This is a genomic window from Micromonospora cremea (assembly GCF_900143515.1).
In the GTDB taxonomy this organism is placed as follows: Bacteria; Actinomycetota; Actinomycetes; order Mycobacteriales; family Micromonosporaceae; genus Micromonospora; species Micromonospora cremea.
On sequence record NZ_FSQT01000002.1, the window covers coordinates 2,494,647 to 2,511,664 of the forward strand.

Here is a 17,018-nt window from a genome sequence, read left to right on the forward strand (position 1 = left end):
CGGTCAGGACTTGGCCCAGCGCAGGATCTCGCCGAGCACCAGCTCCGGCGCCTCCAGGTGTGGGAAGTGCCCGACCCCGTCGAGCAGCCGCCACTCGTACGGCGCGACGACGTACCGGCCGGAACCCAGGGCGGTACGCGGCAGGGCGGCGACATCCAACGCGCCGTGCAGCTGGAGCGTCGGAGTGACCAGCGGCTTCTGCATCAGGCGGACGAACCGGTAGCCGTGCAGCCGCAGCAGCGAGCGGAACGCCCAGCGGTATCCCTCCAGCGCGCAGAACGCGGCCTGCGGGATGCGCATCGCCTCCCGGCACCGCTCGGCGTACGCCTCGAAGTCCGGCCCGGCCACCCAGCGTGGCCCGCCCCAGCGGTGCAGGATCTCCGTCACGGCCGCCGCGCCGTCCCGGGTCAGCACGTGCTCGTAGCGGGGGAGCTGGAACTTCAGCGCCGGGGTGGAGGCGGCGAACTGGCCGCGTGGGTCGGCGAAGATGGCGGCGCGCAGCCGCAGCGGGTGGGGTGCGCCGAGCACCACCAGCCGGCGGACCAGCGACGGGTGGAATGAGGCCACCGTCCAGGCGACCATGCCGCCGACACCGCTGCCGACCAGGGTCGCCGACCGTTCGCCGAGCGCGCGGATCAGCCCGGCCATGTCGGCGGCGAGGGTGTAGCCGTCGTACCCCCGGGGTGGCTTGTCGCTGGCGCCGTAGCCGCGCAGGTCCACCGCGACCGCGCGGAAGCCGGCGTCGGCGACCGCCGGCAGCATCTGGTGCCACGCCCACCAGTGCTCGGGAAAGCCGTGCAGGAACAGCACCATCGGCCCGGTGCCGGCCTCGACCACGTGGAACCGGGTGCCGTTGGCGCCGACGAAGCGGTGCGTCCACGGCCCCTCGGTGAGGACACAGGACTCGTCGACGGCTCCGCCGCGCTGGTCGGTCATGGCAGACAGCCTAGGACCCCGGTCGTCCCCACCGGCCCTGGTGGTCACGTTGAACAGGGAGAAGCCCGGGTTGTCCCCTACCACAAGAGGGTTCGGGGCCGGGTCAACGAGTGATGATGCTGGCGCGTACGCCCGGGCCGCAGTCGACTCCGGACGGCCGGGCGCTGATCCGGAGGGTGACGAAGCTTCCCTCCGTGAGGTCGCCGGCGCCGGGGCCGTGCAGGGCGTACTCGACGCCGTCTTCCGAGACGAGCCCGTAGCAGGGACCGGAACCGCCTCGGGTGATGTGTCCGGCGATCAGGCCGGTGGCCCGTTTGTCGGTCGGCTCCGTCGGTCTGGGTGGCTTCGGCGGAGTGCCGAGGGTCGGCGGGACGGTGCGCGACATGGGCGGTGTAGCGGTGCGCCCGGACGGGGAAACCGGCGACGCGGAAGCCGCGGGGGTGGGCGGGCCGGGTGTCGGGCTACCGCTGGTCGGGGTGCCGGCGGCCGAAGCGGCCGTGGGGTTGGGGTTTTCCGCGTCGGCACAGGCGGTGAGGGGCAGCAGGACGAGCGCGGCGAGGCCGGCCGCCGTCAGGATGACGCGTGCGGGAAGAGGCACGATGGTGGGACGTTGCGGCAGGTCACGGGGTTCCCTTGTCGGCGCTGAAAGGGCGACGCCCGGGCAGGTGACCTGCCCGGGCGTCGCTGGTTGGTGCGGGATCAGTGTCAGCTGATCCGGATCTTCATCGAGGTGCCGTCCTGCTCCTGAACCTTGATCTTGACACCGGTTGCGGGAAGCTTGACGCCGTGGTTCGGCAGCTCCTCGTAGAAGTACTTCTTGGTGTCGTCGAACAGCGGCTCGGCAGCCTGACCGCGGATGTACTGCGGCTGGCTGTTCAGGTGCAACGTGAACGAGTCGGCCTTGTTGAGGCTGAACGGCGCGTCGTACACCTGAACCCGGGCCCGCCACGGCTGACCGGTGAGGTTGTAGATCGGGCGCGGGTGCGCGTCGATGTACATGTTCCGGCCCTCGCCCGGGTGGGCGACCGTGTTGTTGTCGGTCCAGCGGGTGTTCCAGTACGAGATGAGCAGACCCTCCTGGTACGCGTAGTGGTCCACCCAGTCCGGGCGGGTGTTCGCGTAGCCGAAGAAGTACGGGCCGGTCTTCAGGTACTTGTCGTACGAGACGTACGAGCGGTTGCCCGCGATGTAGTAGTTGTCGAACAGGCGGGTGTAGGTGGCACCCACCGCCTGCCAGCCATCGAGGGCCCAGCCCGCGTCCGCGTTCTCGGCGCCGTCGCTGAGCACCGTCTGGCCGTCGGCCAGCACGGTGATCGCGTCGCCGAAGAAGCCGCCCTCCGAGACGCCGCCGTCGGTGACGTAGTGGAAGCGGAACTGCGCCATCTTGCCGGCGAGCGAGTCCATCGGGACCTGGATGTCCGCCCAGGCGCCGTTACTGCTGCCGGCGAGGGCCGGGCGGTTGGCGCCGTCGGTGCCGATCGGCTGGCCGTTGACGGTGGCGTTCAAGTCCGTCCAGGTCTTCCCGCCGTCAACTGACGCCTCGAAGTAGAGGTAGTCGAAGCCCGCCTCGATGCTGTACTTGCCCTTGAGCGACATCGACGCGCTCGACTTCCCGGTGAAGTCGAACGTCCTCGTCATGGCGTTGTCGAGATTGTCCTCATTGCCGGAGAAATACTGCTTCGAGCCTTGGAACGGTTGACCGTAGTTGAAGGTGTACTCCCGTTGGGGCAGCACCACCACCGCGGCCTGTGCCTTGGCCGAGTTGTACTCCTGTGGACCGAGGTCGAGGGTGCGCTTCTGCCCCGCCACGACCACCTCGTGGTCGAGCCAGCCAAGCTGGAGCTTGTTCCACGCACCCAGGTCGCCACCACGGTCGCCGATGCCGGCGTCGTTCTTGGCACCGAGCCGGCTCTGGGCCATCAGGGTCCAGTGCTCGTTGTTGTTGTCCGCCGGTCCGTAGTCGTCCGGCAGGCCCAGGTCGTGGCCGTACTCGTGGTAGAAGACGCTCCGGCCGCCGTTTTCCGGCTGGATCGTGTAGTCGCGGATCCAGACGCCGGTGTTGCCGATCTGGGTGCCACCGATCGGGAAGTTCGGCGGGCCGACCGGCGAGCTGTTGAAGGCCGACCAGCGGTGGCTCCAGATGGCGTCCTCACCCTGGTGCGGGTCACCGTCGGCCTGGTCGCCACCGGAGTGGACGATCTGGAAGTGGTCGATGTAGCCGTCCGACTCGTTGAAGTCGCCGTCGCCGTCGTAGTCGAACCGGTCCCACTGGTCGTACGACTTCATGTCGGCGGCGATCTGCGCGTCGGTGCGGCCCTTGGCCTTCTGGTCGGCGACCCACTGGTTGGCGGCGTCGCGGATCAGCGCCCAGGTGTTCGAGCAGACGTTGTCGGGGCAGACCGCCAGGTCGTCGCGCGGGTCCGGTTCCTCGCCGGGCTCCGGGTCCGGGATCGGATCGTCGGAGCGCCCGTAGCGGGCCTCGTTGTACGGCACCTTGACCCAGTCGGTGACCATGCCGTCGACGGTGTAACGGCCGGAGGACTGGGCCTCGTAGTACTGCTTGAGCGACTCGTCGCCCGGGTTGGTGCCGAAGTACACCTGGCGGAAGTGCGCCGGGCTGAAGTCCGGCTGCCAGATGGTGGAGTTGTCCACGGCCCGGTTGGGCTGCGGAATCTGGTTGTGCAGCGGCCCGTTGAAGGTCGTCGGCCCGGCGATGTCCGGGTTCATGTCCTTGTCCGGGTAGGACGGGTGCCGCTGGTCCCCGAACTCGGCCAGGATCACGAAGATCTTGTCGGTCCGCTCACGCTTGAGCTCGACGTACTGGTCCTTGGACTTCTTCGCGCCGGCGAAGGTGCGGGCGCTGGTGCCCGTGCCGTTCGTCTCGCCGACCTTGACGACCGTGCTGCCGTTGCGCTCGATCGGCTTGCTACGCCCGCTCAACACGTCGCTGAGACCCTGCTGACGCAGCTCGCGACGCTTGTCCTCGAGCTTGTCGGGGAGTTCGTCCTTCAATGACTGCGGTTCGGCGGCGGACGGAGCTGCTGCCGGCAGTTTGGGCTGAGGCGCCGCCGAGGCGGACGGGCCGAAGACCAGGCCTGTCGCCGTCAGTGAGAGCCCGAGCAGACCCACTGCGACTTTGCGCACGTGGTACCTCCGGTGTGAGGGAACCCGGCCCTACGGGGGTACGGGCCGGTTATAGATCGATCCCACTAGCGGGACCAATGGTGAACATAGACACTGCCGGGACGGGTGGGAAGACGCGAGCGTCGATTTATTGCAAGATTTTGTTGGGAATGCTTTTCACCGTCACACCCCCGGGCTTCATCTGCGGCGCTGACCAGGATGGATCGGTCGGCAGTGTTGCGCAGTGAGGCATTTCGATCAATGCGATCGGGCATACGACAGTGGGGCCGGCGGCGTATCCGCCACCGGCCCCACTCACCTACCTGAAGATCAGTTGCTGATCCGCACGATCATCTCGTCGGTCGGCTTCGTGCCCTGCTTGACGATCTCGATGCGGGTGCCGCTGCCGGCCACCTTCACCGAGTTCTGCTCGTTGCCCGCCGTCCAGTAGCGGCTCACCGCGCTGTCGTCGAAGACCGGGTTGGCCTTCAACTTCGGCAGGCTGACCGGCACTCCGTTGAGGTGGAAGGTCTGGGCGGGCTTGTCGTACCGGCTGAACGTCGCGTCGAAGCCGCTACGGCGGTTGGTGATGGTGCCCTGGCCCTTGACCGTGATCGCGCCCGGGCGGACGTCGACCGGCAGGTCCAGGCCGTACCCCGGGTGCTCCGAGGTGTTGTTGTCGCCGTAGGCGTAGTTCACGTACCAGACCAGCATGCCGGGCTGGTTCGCGTACCGCTCCACCCAGTTCGGCCGGGTGTTGGTGAAGCCGTAGTTGTACCCACCGGTCCGCAGGGCGTCGTCGTACCCGAAGTAGGTCCGGTTCTCCGCGATGTAGAAGCGGGGGTACGAGTCGGTCACCGAGCCACCCATCCGGGTGAAGCCCCGGGCGGTCCACTCGGCGGCCAGCGTCTCGGCGTCGTCGGTCCACGCCGCGGTGCCGTTCTTGACCAGCGCAATGTTGTCCAGGAACACGCCGGCCAGGTGCTTGCCGCCGTCGCTCTGGTAGCGGTAGCGCAACTGGATGGCCTTTCCGGCGTACGCCGCGAGGTCGTAGTTCAGGTCCACCCACTTGCCGCCGGACGACCCGTCGAGACCGGTCTCCCCGACGTCGTTGAGCGGGCTGCTCAGCGACGCCCAGGTGGCGCCGTTGTCGGTCGACACCTCGGCGTAGAAGAAGTCGTAGTCTTCCTCGGTGTCGTACCAGGCCTTGGCGTTGATCGAGGCCGAGCTGGCGCCGGTCAGGTCGAGTTGGCGGGTCAGGCTGTTGTTCAGGTTGTCCGCGCTGCCGCCCCACCACTCGTTCGACCCACCGAACGGCGTGTTGTAGGTGCTGGTCTGCTCCTGCGGCGGCAGGTTGACGACGACCGCCTGGGCCTTCGGCCCGTCGCTGTCACCGGCCGGCCCGAGCGTCACCTGGGAGGTGCCCTTGCCGTACTCCACCGTGGAGTAATTCAGCCAGCCGAGGAACAGCTTCGACCACGGGTCCATGTAGCCCGGGGTCGTCCCGATGTCGTCCTTGCCGTGGCTCAGCCACGAACCGGAGGACATCAGGCTCCAGAACCCCACGCCGTTGTCGCCGCCGGCCGTGTCGTACAAGTCCGGCAGGCCGAGGTCGTGGCCGTACTCGTGGGCGAACACGCCCAGGCCGCCGTTCTCCGGCTCCGTGGTGTAGTCGCGGATCCAGAGGCCGGTGTCGCCGATCTGCACGCCACCAGCCAGGTTGCCGGCCGGCCCGGCCTTGCCCATGAGGTCGGTGAAGGCACCCCAGCGGTGCGACCAGATGGCGTCCTCGCCCTCGGCGCCACCGCCGGCCTCCTCGCCCTCACCGGCGTGCACCGCCTGGAAGTGGTCGATGTAGCCGTCGGGCTCGTTGAAGTCGCCGTCGCCGTCGAAGTCGTACCTGTCCCAGATGTCGAACTGGGAGAGGTACTCCTTGATCTGGGCCGGGGTCTTGCCGGCCTTGACCTGGGCGTCGTACCAGGACGTGGCGCTGTCCTTGACGAAGTTCCACGAGCCGTCGCTCTCGGGGATGGCGTTGGAGCCGTACCGCGCCTCGTTGAACGGCACGGTGACCCAGTCGCTGACGTCGCCGCCGACGGTGTAGCGGCCGCCGGACTGCTTCAGGTAGAAGTCCCGCATCGACTCGCCGCTACTACCGTAGAACATGTCCAGGTAGTGCTGGCGGTCGTAGTTCGACGACCACGAGGTGCTGTTGTCGTCGGTGGCGCCGCCGTCCCAGTTCCGGTCCGGCTCCTGGATCTGGCCGACCACCGGGCCGGCTGCCCCGCCGGTGCGCGGGTCGGTCTTGTCGCCGAAGTTCACCAGCATGGTGAAGATCGGGTCGACCTTCGGCGGCTGCTGGTACTCGACGAACCGGTCCTTGATCTTGATGACCTTCGAGCCGTTGCGGGTTTCCAGCTTGGCCTTGCCGGAGAGCAGGTCGGCGATGGCCTGCTTGCGGATCTCCCGCTGCTGATCCGCCTTCGGGTCGGGGAGGTTGTCCCGGCCGTGCTCCGCCTTGTCGGATGAGGGGGTCGGGTTCGCCGCCGGGGCGCCGGAAGCCGGCGTCGCCACGACTCCCGCCGCCAGCAGCGCGGCCGTGGCAGTGGCCAGACCGGCTGTGACTCGTCTCCTCAAAGGTCTCCTCCTTTGTGGACCTGTGTTACATGACAGCGATCGTCGAAGCAATCACTGTCATGATGTGCGCCACACACCTTTACAGAGAGTCCGGCCGGTTGTCACGAGTCGATCAAGTGGGCTGAAGGTGGTTTTGGAGGGTTCTGGGGCGACAAATCGTGACGGAATAGTCGTGGCCTGAGGCAACTATTTACATCACGGTTCTGTCACGATCGTCAATTCTGCACGGGATTATGAGGTTCCCGATGTGTAGCGCCCGAACCGACGGAAACGTCACGCCGTGCGGTGGGCCCGAACGCGGAACGGCCCGCCCGGAGCGTGGTGCTCCGGGCTGGCCGCCCGTTGGTCCGTCCGACGACGGCCTGTTGCGGTCAGTTCCTCGCCGGGGTCACGTACACCGTGGCGGACGAGTTGTCCCGTGCCGCCTTCTTGATGGTGAGCGAGACGCCGTAGTTGACGCGCTGGTCGCCGGGGTCACCGGTGCCCAGCACGATCGCGCCGCCGCCCAGGGTTACGCCGTAGAACTCCGGCGCCGGGCTGCCGTCCGGGTGGGTCACCCGGGTGGTGTACGGCGCGTTGTCCCGCGACGGGAGCACCACCGAGGCGTCGTTGTCCCGCGCGTACGCAGCCCCGTCGCGCATCTCGATGCCCGGGTACCAGGTCTTGGCATCGGTGAAGGACTTCACCGGCGCCTGCGCCTTGAACTTCGTGCAGTACGCGCTGTACGGCTCGTCCGCCGCCTCCAGGCACTCGTTGGAGGGGTACGTCTTCTGCAGCGTGAACGCCGCGTTCGCCGACTGCGGACGGCTGGGCAGGTTGTCCGTCACCGACGGGTCCTTCACGAAGTGATCTACGTCGAACTACTCGAACCTGGTGAACCTAAATCACAACCGGTCGAAAGGACAGAGGCGACCTGCCGCGTGTGTCCGTTCAGCTTCTCCACGCTCCTCCGACCGACCGATGTGACACTGGTCAGGCAGTGCGCGCCGTACCCGAAAGAAATGACGGAGGGTGGCGGTCCGCACGGACCGCCACCCTCCGACGTGTACGCCTGCCGTCAGTCCTCGTCGGACTTCGCGCCGCTCATCCCGGAGGAGATCAGCTCCATCACGGACGAGTCCTGCAACGTGGTCACGTCGCCGAGCGACCGGTTCTCCGCCACGTCGCGCAGCAACCGGCGCATGATCTTGCCGGAGCGGGTCTTCGGCAGCTCTGGCACCAGCATGATCTGCCGCGGCTTGGCGATCGGGCCGAGCGTCTTCGACACGTGGTTGCGCAGGTCGGCGATCAGCTGCTCACCGGCCTCACCGGCGATGTCGGTGCTGCCCCGCGGAATGGCGAAGGCGACGATCGCCTGGCCGGTCGTCGGGTCGGTCGCGCCCACCACGGCCGCCTCGGCCACCGACGGGTGCGACACCAGCGCGGACTCCACCTCGGTGGTGGAGATGTTGTGCCCGGACACCAGCATCACGTCGTCCACCCGACCCAGCAGCCAGATGTGCCCGTCGTCGTCCTTCTTCGCCCCGTCACCGGCGAAGTACATGCCCTCGAACCGGCTCCAGTAGGTCTCCAGGAACCGGTTGTCGTCACCCCAGATGGTGCGCAGCATCGACGGCCACGGCTCGCGCAGCACCAGGTACCCGCCACCACCGTTCGGCACCGACTGGCCCTGGTCGTCCACCACGTCGGCCGCGATCCCCGGCAGCGGCGTCATCGCCGAGCCCGGCTTGGCCGCGGTCACCCCGGGCAGCGGCGAGATCATGATGGCGCCCGTCTCGGTCTGCCACCAGGTGTCCACGACGGGCAGCTCACCCCGGCCGATGTGCTGCCGGTACCACATCCACGCCTCCGGGTTGATCGGCTCGCCGACGCTGCCCAGCAGCCGCAGCGAGGACAGATCGAAGCCGGCCGGGATGTCGTCGCCCCACTTCATCATCGTCCGGATCAGGGTGGGGGCGGTGTAGAGGATGCTCACGCCGTACCTGTCGACGATCTCCCAGAACCGGCCCTTGTTCGGGGTGTCCGGGGTGCCCTCGTACATCACCTGGGTGGCGCCGTTGGAGAGCGGCCCGTACACGATGTAGGAGTGGCCGGTCACCCAGCCGATGTCGGCGGTGCACCAGTAGACGTCCGTCTCCGGCTTCAGGTCGAAGACCGCGTGCGTGGTGTACGACGTCTGCGTGAGGTAGCCGCCGGTGGTGTGCAGGATGCCCTTCGGCCTGGCCGTGGTGCCGCTGGTGTAGAGGATGAACAGCGGGTGCTCGGCGTCGAACGGCTGCGCCGTGTGCTCGGCCGAAGCGGTCTCCACCGTCTCGTGCCACCAGCGGTCCTTCGACGACCAGGCCACGTCCTCGCCGGTGCGGCGGACCACCAGCACATGCTCGATTGAGGGGCAGTTCGCCACCGCCTCGTCCACGGTCGGCTTCAGCGCCGACGGCTTGCCCCGCCGGTAACCACCGTCCGCGGTGATCACCACCTTGGCGCTGGCGTCCTGGATGCGGTTGCTCAGCGAGTCGGCGGAGAAGCCGCCGAAGACGACGCTGTGCGCGGCGCCGATCCGGGCGCAGGCCAGCATCGCGACCGCCGCCTCCGGGATCATCGGCAGGTAGATCGCCACCCGGTCGCCGGCGGTGACCCCCAGCTCGGTCAGCGCGTTCGCCGCCCGGCAGGTCATCTCGTGCAGGTCGGCGTAGGTGATGGTGCGGGTATCGCCCGGCTCGCCCTCCCAGTGGATGGCGACCTTGTCGCCCCGGCCCGCCTCGACGTGCCGGTCCAGGCAGTTGTACGCCACGTTGAGCTGCCCACCGACGAACCACTTGGCGAACGGCGGGTTCGACCAGTCGAGCACCTCGTCCCACTTCTTCGACCAGGCCAGCCGGTCCGCCTGCTTCGCCCAGAAGGCGAGCGGGTCGGCGGCGGCCTCGGCGTACGCGTCGGCGGTGACGTTGGCGTGCGCGGCGAGCTCGGCCGGCGGGGGGAACTGGCGCGTCTCGTTCAGCAGATTGGCCAATGCCTCGCTCATGCCGTGACTCCTCGTCCTCGGGTGACCTGCGTCTCGCTGGGCACGAGGGTAGTCGTGGGGCTTCCAGCAGGCGACCGCTGCCCGCTCCGTCGCGCCGAGCGGCCCCCGCCGAGCGCCCGACGGCCTCGGCTGCCGTGTCCCCGCGTAGCGCGGCCGTGCTCGCCGTCGCGCGGCTGTGTCCGCTGTGGCGCGCCTGTGTCCGCGTGCCGGCCTTGATCGACACGAGGTTGGCGATGTCGCGGTATCCCGGCGGCTGGGACGCCGCGATATCGGCGACCTCGTGTCGACCTTGCCTGCCCGAGGCGGGCGTCGAGCGGGCGGTGGCCCGGGTCGCGTTGCGGCCGGGTGCGGCCCGGAAGGCCGGGCCGGGTCGCTAGCGTGGCGGGGTGACCACCGACCCGCTCGCCCCGCTGCTCGCGCTCGCCGACATCGCTCCAGCCGTCGAGCGGGCCCGCGAACGGTTCGACCAGGCGCTCGGGCACCGCGCGCTGCGCCGGCACGGTGGGCAGGTCGCGGCCGAGGTCAGCCTCCGGTCCGCCGTGGCCAGCGCCGCCCTGGAGGGGGCCACGCACGAGCGCGAGGCGGTCCGCGCCGGCACCGTCACCGACCCGGTGCTCCAGGGGGCGCTGCGGGTCGCCGGGGCGCTGCCCGGGCTGAGCGAGCTCTGGCCGAAGGCCCCCCGGCAGGCCCTCGCGAAGCTGCACGTGCTCGCTGCCCGGGACATGGTGCCGGAGGACGAGCTGGGTCGACCAGTGACCGACCCCGTGGTCGCCGCCCGGTTGGACGGGCTGGCCGGGCTCGTCGCCGGCGGCACGAAGGTCTCCCCGTTGGTGCTCGCCGCCGTGGTCCACGGGGAGTTGCTGAACCTGCGCCCGTTCGCCGGGCCGTCCGGTGTGGTGGCCCGGGGCGCCGCCCGCCTGGTGCTGCTCGCCAGCGGCCTCGACCCGCGCGGCCTGCTCGCCGTCGACGTCGGTCACCACGAGCGGGAACCCGAGTACGTCGGCTCGGCCGGCGCCTTCGCCACCGGCACTCCGGACGGGCTGCGCTCCTGGCTGCGCCACTACATGGCGGCCGTGGAGGTCGGCGCCGACCAGCTCACCGTCATCGGCGACGAGATCCTCGCCGCCGCCTGAGCCCGCCCGCAGCCCCGCTGTTCCGCTCCGCCCTGCCTCGCCCCGCCCTGCCTCCCGCCCTCGCTCCTGTCGATCATGGGGTTGTGGTGCCTCACAAAGAACGCGAAGAGCACCAACACGCCCACCACAATCCCCTGATCGACCCGTGGGGTGGGGTGGGGTGCGGAGGTCAGGCGGTGGCGGCGGCGCGGGTGCGACGATGCCGGCCGTACCAGGCGATGCCGATGGCCACGCCCACGCCGACCCCCAGGGCCGCCGCAGCCACCGGGACGGCAGGCCGCTCCCGCAACCGACGGCCCAGCGGGATCGGGTGGCGGAACTCCAGCACCGGCCAGGCGTTCTCCGAGGCCAGCTTGCGCAGCTGCCGGTCCGGGTTGACCACACTCGGGTGGCCGACGCACTCCAGCAGCGGTCGGTCACTGTACGAGTCGGAGTAGGCGTACGAGTCGGCCAGGTCGTAGCCGCGTGCGGTGGCCAGCTCGCTGACCGCCTCGACCTTGCTCGGGCCGGCCGCGTAGAACTCGACCTCGCCGCTGTACCGGCCGTCCCGCACCGTCATCCGGGTGGCGATCACGTCGGTCACCCCGAGTAGTTCACCGATCGGCCGGACCATCTCCTCGCCGGAGGCGGAGACCAGCACCACGTCCCGGCCGGCAGCCTGGTGCTCCATGATCAGCGCGGCGGCCTCGGCGTACACGTAGGGGTTGATCAGCTCATGGAGCGTCTCCGCGACGATCTGGCGGACCTGTTCTACCGGCCAGCCCTTGCAGAGCGCGGCCAGGTAGTCCCGTGTTCGGGCCATGGTGTGCTCGTCGGTGCCGCCCAGCCGGAACATCAGCTGCGCGTACGCCGACTTGACCACGTCACGCCGGGTGATCAGCCCATCCCGGTAGAACGGCCGACCGAACGCCAGGGCGCTCGACTTGGCGATGACGGTCTTGTCCAGATCGAAGAAAGCGGCACTTCGGCCCACGGCGCGAAAGTCTAGCCGGATGGTCTATGGTCGGCGGGTGCCCGGGGTCAGGCCACCCCTCGGACCTGCGGGCCGGCGCCACCACCTCCGCTCAGCGTGATCACGCTCACACTCCGCGAGGAGATTTTCGCAGTGAGTGGAGTAGACACGCACTCGACGTGACCGGCCCGCTCAGGCAGACTTGTCCGCACGACGAGCTTTCATATCTCGGAAAACAGACAGACCCTCGGCGGTTGCACCCCCCGTGACCGTCGAGTGGTTCGGCTCGACCCCCCCGGAGCCGAACCTTCGACGACCCCCGTCTCCCCCCGACGGGGGTCGTCCCTTTCCGGGGTGAGCGCTGCGGCCCAGGTCACAGGTCGTCCACGTCCGCGTCGAAGGCCCCGTCCGAGGGCATTTCCTCGGTCGGAGGCAGCAGAGAGGCAGCAGAGCTGTCAAACGCCTCCAGAACACGGGCGGCGTAGTCGTCTGGGGTGTGCGTGTACCGGTTGAGCGTCGTGGACGCCTGTTCGTGGCCCATGACCCGCTGCACCAGGTTGATCGGGACGCCGTCGGTGACCAGCCAGGTGGCGTAGGCGTGCCGCAGGTCGTGGAACCGCATCCCGCCGGCAGCCTTGGCTGCCACGCAGGCAACGGCCTCCCGCTCGGTGGTGAACTCCGCCGACCACTCCACGCCCTCCCGGTCCGGCCAGGTCGCGCGGTACCGGTGCGGGCCGGTGTTGGCGACCTGGCCGAGCAGCCCGGCGCGGACCAGCGAGGGCAGCCAGACCCGACGCCGGAAGTTCGACCGCCGCAGTGGCCGCCCCACCCGGTCGCGGAAGACCAGCGTGCGCGGGTCCGGATCATCGGCGGCGGTGTGCAGCTCGCGGAATGCGGCCAGGAGGAAGCCGGGCAGCGGCACGGTCCGCACCCCGGCGCGACTCTTCGGGTACGGGCGTAGCACGATTCCGCCGTGAGTCTCCTCGGCCACCTGGACCACGCGCAGCGATGCCCGGTCGAGGTCGACTGAGGACCACGTCAGCCCGGCGCACTCACCCCAGCGCAGAGCCGACACGAAATCGTCTGTCTCTCCGGAAGGCTGATCGTGACGAGCCAGGACCTGGCCGCAACCTGGCTGCACGCCGACTGTCCGATGGCTCAAGATAGAGGGCAATGCAGGTAATCGACTTGGGCGAGGACTGGTCGATCCGGCCCGATCGGCCCGACCACGCGCGGCGGCGATCTGCTCCGCGCCTGGTGGGGCTTTTGGCGGCCGCGGTCCTGTTGACTCTGCTGGCCGGCGGCTCGGCGGTCCCGCAACCGAGCCTGGTGCCCATTCGGTTGCTGGCCGTGGGCGGAAGCGTCAACTTCCAGCTCACTGACGACCGCGTCTTCACGGTGCGCAGCCAGGACGGTTCGCCAGTGGTGATCACCGCATACCGGGTCACCAACGGTGCGCGACTGTGGCAGACCACCCTGAACGCAGGCAACGAGGTGCTACAACCGGTTCCCGGCGCCGGGGTTCTCCTGGTCTGGGGTGGCACCTCGCTGACCGTGCTGGATGTTGGTACCGGTCAGATCCGCTGGCAACGGGCCGGTGTGACCGGAGTGGAGTTCCTCCCCGACAACCAACGGATGCTGCTCTTCTCCGAGGACGCCGGCCTTCAACTGCTCACCATCGGGTCCGGCCAGCCCGACTGGTCCAGGCAGGTTTCGGCGGGCACGAACGTCACGGTCGCGCTGGACAGCGCCGGTCAGCACACCCTGGGCTGGGTCGTGAACTGGGAACCGGACGGCACGATCCGGATCCTCGACGAGGCCAGCGGGCAGACGCTGCGTACCGGAAAGCTGCCGGCATCCATCGGCGACCCGGCGCGCAGCCCGGAGGCCGTGCTCGGCATCGACCGGCTGGTCCTGACCTTCATCACGGCCGGCGACGGAACTGTCATCACCGCCTACGACTCGGCCACTCTGGCCCGGACCTGGCAGGCGACGATTCCCGAGCCGAGCTTTCGGTTCGGGCGCTGCGGCCCGATGATTTGCGTCGGCGGCACCAACCTCACCGCCATCGACCCGGCCACCGGGTCGATCCGCTGGCGGGCCGACACCTGGGCCGGCGCCATCTGGCTCCCCGACACCATCCCGGGCGGCGTGCTGATCGTCACCGGCTACCGCGGCAGCGAACGGCTGACACTGATCGAGGCCCGCAGCGGGAAGGCGCATCCAATACCCGGGCGGTGGATTCCGATTTCCGACGGCCCGGCCGGCAACCTGTTCGCCGGATACCAAGTGGGCCGGATCGGCGCCTGGCTGGGGGTTCTGCACCAGCGGACCAACACGGTCCGGTCAGTGGCCTGGCTGCCCGACGTGGTCCGCGACCAGTGCCAGGCGAGCACACCAGAGCAGACCTACCTGGTCTGCACCACAATCCACGGCGCGATCCAGATCTGGCGGTACACCCCCCAATAACCTGACTGTCCCGGGCACGCCGTAAGCACGACGATTTGCTGCCTGCGGATTGTTTCGGGAATGAATAGCAGTGCTATGGCCTTTGCGGCGCCGAGGGTGAGCCGATGCGGATCGCCACGCTCGGGGTAGCCGCTGCCGCCTCTTGATGTGCTCGGAAGAGGCGGCCCCGCCGGTCGGTAGGGTCGTCCGCGTGGATCTGGACGACACCGCCTCCCGGCTCGGGGTCCCCGTCGAGGACATCGACCACGTGCACCGGCTCGCCGGCGACCGGCCGTCGGCTCCGCTGCCCGCCAAGGCCGACGCGCCCGCGATCCTCGACCAGCTCGCAGTGCGGCCGGACGACGCCGCCGAGATCATGGCGGGCTGGCCCGACACCGGCTCCCCACTGTGGACCCCGGAGCTGCGCTGGCTGCTCGACCGCTCGATCGCCCTGGTCCGCGCCGATCTCGGGGGCCACGGCTGGCTGTCGCCCGGTCCGGCGCTACCGCGCGAACGGGGCCCCGCCTGGCGGCATCTCTACGTGTATGCGTACCTGGCCCTGGTCGACGTCGTCACGGGATACCACCGCGACCACGGCGTCGCCGATGCCGTGTCGTGGGTGACCCTCGCGGACCTGGGCCGCAACCTCGCGATCGACCGGCGGATGCACCGGGAGGGCTGGCCGGTCATGCAGAGCTGGCTGACGCTGCACGCGCGCGGCGGCATCTACGAGCTGGGCCGACTGCAGCACCAGCGCGGTGGCAGCGCCATCGACCTGCACATCCCCGACTCGGGGCCCTTGACCCCGGAGGCGGTCGCGGCATCGCTCGACGAGGCCCGCACGTTCTTCCCGCGCCACTTTCCCGACGAGCGCTACACGGCGTTCTCCTGCGGCTCCTGGCTGCTCGACCCGCAGCTGCTGGAGTACCTGCCCGCGGACTCCAACATCGTCCAGTTTCAGCGGAGGTTCGAGCTGGAGCCCTACGAGGAGCCGGAAGGGCTGGACGCCGACGTCGAGGTGCTGCGGTTCGGGTTCCGCACCCTGACCACGCCGCTCGACCAGCTGCCGCGCCGCACCGTGCTCCAGCGCGCGATCGTCGACCACCTGAAAGCCGGCCGCCACTGGCAGTGGCGCCGCGGCCGCTTCCCGATCTAGCCACACCCCTGGCGCCTGTTTCACCAGGGACGGCCGGCCTGCACCAGCCCAACGACGCAACTGAACCTTCAACTGCGAACAATGACCACGCGGTAAATCAGCAACCCGAAGACGCCGAGGGGCCTCTCGGACATCCAGGTGGGGGAGAAGATGCCCGCTCCGATCGAGTACGTCGACAACATGCAGGACCACTGGTGGTGGCGGCCAGGCTGGCAGGCGGGACGCCACTACTACGCCTGCCACTTCGCCATCGGAGAGCATGCCGAGCTGGCGGAACTGGCGTGGCGCTACCAGGAGGCACTACGAACGTTTCCCGCCCTCGACCTCATCCCCTCCACCTGGCTTCACCTGACCATGCAGGGGATCGGCTTCCTGGACGACCTGGACGACGAGCAGGTCGCACGGTTGAGCCATGGGATCCGAGAGAGGCTCGCGGAGCTACCCGCGCCTGTCGTCACGTTCCACCGGCCTGTCGTCCGTAAGGAGGCTGTCTACCTCCCCGCCGATCCACCGGCCCCCATCGCGGCCGTGCGGGACGCGGTGCGGGACGTGCTCGCTCATGTTCTCGGCGAGGACAACGCGGAGTTGGCGCCCGGGCGCGTGCAGAGCTTCCGACCGCATGTGAGCGTCGCATACTCCAACGCCGCCCAACCCGCGGAACCCATCGCAGCGGCGCTGGAGCAGGTTGAGGCTGAGCCCGTCGTGGTGCACCTTGATCACGTAGGTCTCCTCGAGTTCCACCGCGACCACCGGATGTACGAGTGGACCCGGTCGGAGCCGGTGCGTATCGGGCGCTGAGCAGCGACGGGTGTTCGAACGCCTGCACGATTACCCGGTGGCGCGGGACCTGGTGGGCCGTTGGTGGAACCGCGCATAGGGAGGACAAGCCCGGTTGGCTTCAGCACGGGTGGGAACGATCGAGGTAGCGGCCCCTGTCCTCCCCAACGACGCTCCCTCTCCCAGGGTCACCCCCGACCGCCGCCACCGCGCCGCCGCTTCGGCCGGGCGATCTCGCCCGCGATTGGCAGCCAGTAGAAGGGGATCAACGCGGTGATCACGGCCACGCCGAGGACGGGGACCAGGGCACCCAGCACCACTCCGGCGGCGATCCAGAAGGGTGCGATCCGGAAACGCCTGCTGATGGCTCTCCCAGCGGCGGCATCGACGGTGGTGCCCAGCAGCCGGTGATCACGTCGCGCGTACGCCCAGATCGCGTTGAAAAGAGAAGCTGCCACTCCGAGTGCGATGCCGTAGAAGACGACGGCGGTGCGCTGCCCATGTCCGTCGCGGAACGCGGCGGCCAGCACGGAAGCGGCGAATGGCAGGAACGCGATGGTCATCAGCAGCAGGGTGTTGAGCAACAGCACTACCCGGTCGACGCCGCGGAGGTGGTCGAACATGACGTGGTGGTTGGCCCACACCTGACCGATGAGAAGGAAGGTGAGAGCGTAAGCCAGGTAGGACGGCCACAACGCAGCGAGACCGTGGGTCAGGTGCCGGGTGTCCTCCGGCGGGTGGATCTCCAGGACGAGCAGGGTGATGGAGATCGCGAAGACCGCGTCGCTGAAGGCGACGAGCCGCACGGGTTTGCGTTCCACGCCGAAGGCCGTT

The 17,018-nt window shown here is 69.2% G+C and carries 13 protein-coding genes; 4 read left to right on the forward strand and 9 right to left on the reverse strand.

What is annotated here, in order from left to right; genetic code table 11:
- Positions 1–3: 3 nt before the first annotated feature.
- The 6 genes from BUS84_RS25090 to acs all read right to left on the reverse strand — a co-directional run bounded on the left by BUS84_RS25090 (position 4) and on the right by acs (position 9,718).
- The gene (locus BUS84_RS25090) at positions 4–936 is read right to left on the reverse strand and encodes an alpha/beta fold hydrolase (protein WP_074316088.1); all 933 of its coding nucleotides are present in this window, start codon (positions 934–936) and stop codon (positions 4–6) included.
- 103 nt (positions 937–1,039) lie between these two features.
- Positions 1,040–1,534 carry a hypothetical protein gene (locus tag BUS84_RS25095; protein WP_208869728.1) on the reverse strand — a complete coding sequence of 165 codons (495 nt, stop codon included), beginning with the start codon at positions 1,532–1,534 and terminating at the stop codon, positions 1,040–1,042.
- 107 nt (positions 1,535–1,641) lie between these two features.
- On the reverse strand, positions 1,642–4,065 hold the full coding sequence (locus tag BUS84_RS25100; RefSeq protein WP_074316090.1) for an immune inhibitor A domain-containing protein: 2,424 nt from the start codon (positions 4,063–4,065) through the stop codon (positions 1,642–1,644).
- A 324-nt stretch (positions 4,066–4,389) separates the two neighbouring features.
- The gene (locus BUS84_RS25105; protein WP_074316092.1) at positions 4,390–6,696 is read right to left on the reverse strand and encodes an immune inhibitor A domain-containing protein; all 2,307 of its coding nucleotides are present in this window, start codon (positions 6,694–6,696) and stop codon (positions 4,390–4,392) included.
- Positions 6,697–7,067: 371 nt separating this feature from the next.
- Positions 7,068–7,523, reverse strand: coding sequence for a hypothetical protein (locus BUS84_RS25110; RefSeq protein ID WP_244298725.1), 456 nt, complete (start codon positions 7,521–7,523; stop codon positions 7,068–7,070).
- A 230-nt stretch (positions 7,524–7,753) separates the two neighbouring features.
- A complete protein-coding gene (acs, locus tag BUS84_RS25115) occupies positions 7,754–9,718 on the reverse strand; it encodes an acetate--CoA ligase (protein WP_074316094.1) in 1,965 nt (654 codons plus the stop codon).
- A gap of 386 nt (positions 9,719–10,104) precedes the next feature.
- On the opposite strand from acs, the gene BUS84_RS25120 reads away from it, so the two are divergent.
- Positions 10,105–10,851, forward strand: coding sequence for a Fic family protein (locus tag BUS84_RS25120; protein ID WP_074316096.1), 747 nt, complete (start codon positions 10,105–10,107; stop codon positions 10,849–10,851).
- Positions 10,852–11,020: 169 nt separating this feature from the next.
- On the opposite strand, the gene BUS84_RS25125 is transcribed toward BUS84_RS25120, so the two are convergent.
- Both BUS84_RS25125 and BUS84_RS25130 read right to left on the reverse strand, forming a co-directional pair.
- Positions 11,021–11,824, reverse strand: a complete 804-nt coding sequence (locus tag BUS84_RS25125; protein WP_074316098.1) for an HAD family hydrolase — start codon at positions 11,822–11,824, stop codon at positions 11,021–11,023.
- A 352-nt stretch (positions 11,825–12,176) separates the two neighbouring features.
- A complete protein-coding gene (locus BUS84_RS25130) occupies positions 12,177–12,878 on the reverse strand; it encodes a site-specific integrase (protein WP_244298726.1) in 702 nt (233 codons plus the stop codon).
- Positions 12,879–12,976: 98 nt separating this feature from the next.
- On the opposite strand from BUS84_RS25130, the gene BUS84_RS25135 reads away from it, so the two are divergent.
- The 3 genes from BUS84_RS25135 to BUS84_RS25145 all read left to right on the forward strand — a co-directional run bounded on the left by BUS84_RS25135 (position 12,977) and on the right by BUS84_RS25145 (position 16,205).
- Positions 12,977–14,272, forward strand: a complete 1,296-nt coding sequence (locus tag BUS84_RS25135) for an outer membrane protein assembly factor BamB family protein (RefSeq protein ID WP_074316100.1) — start codon at positions 12,977–12,979, stop codon at positions 14,270–14,272.
- Positions 14,273–14,462: 190 nt separating this feature from the next.
- Positions 14,463–15,407 (forward strand): acyltransferase domain-containing protein, encoded by a 945-nt coding sequence (locus tag BUS84_RS25140; RefSeq protein WP_074316102.1) that lies wholly within the window; start codon positions 14,463–14,465, stop codon positions 15,405–15,407.
- Between the two features lie 150 nt (positions 15,408–15,557).
- Positions 15,558–16,205 carry a 2'-5' RNA ligase family protein gene (locus tag BUS84_RS25145; protein WP_143728502.1) on the forward strand — a complete coding sequence of 216 codons (648 nt, stop codon included), beginning with the start codon at positions 15,558–15,560 and terminating at the stop codon, positions 16,203–16,205.
- Between the two features lie 167 nt (positions 16,206–16,372).
- Here BUS84_RS25145 and BUS84_RS25150 read toward each other — a convergent pair whose 3' ends face one another.
- Positions 16,373–17,005 (reverse strand): TMEM175 family protein, encoded by a 633-nt coding sequence (locus BUS84_RS25150; protein ID WP_074316104.1) that lies wholly within the window; start codon positions 17,003–17,005, stop codon positions 16,373–16,375.
- Positions 17,006–17,018 lie beyond the last annotated feature (13 nt).

Bases quoted from the DNA above. Each gene is read 5' to 3' on its own strand.
- BUS84_RS25090 (WP_074316088.1), bottom strand. From the start codon at position 936: ATGACCGACCAGCGCGGCGGAGCCGTCGACGAGTCCTGTGTCCTCACC.
- BUS84_RS25135 (WP_074316100.1), top strand. From the start codon at position 12,977: ATGCAGGTAATCGACTTGGGCGAGGACTGGTCGATCCGGCCCGATCGG.
- BUS84_RS25145 (WP_143728502.1), top strand. From the start codon at position 15,558: ATGCCCGCTCCGATCGAGTACGTCGACAACATGCAGGACCACTGGTGG.
- acs (WP_074316094.1), bottom strand. From the start codon at position 9,718: ATGAGCGAGGCATTGGCCAATCTGCTGAACGAGACGCGCCAGTTCCCC.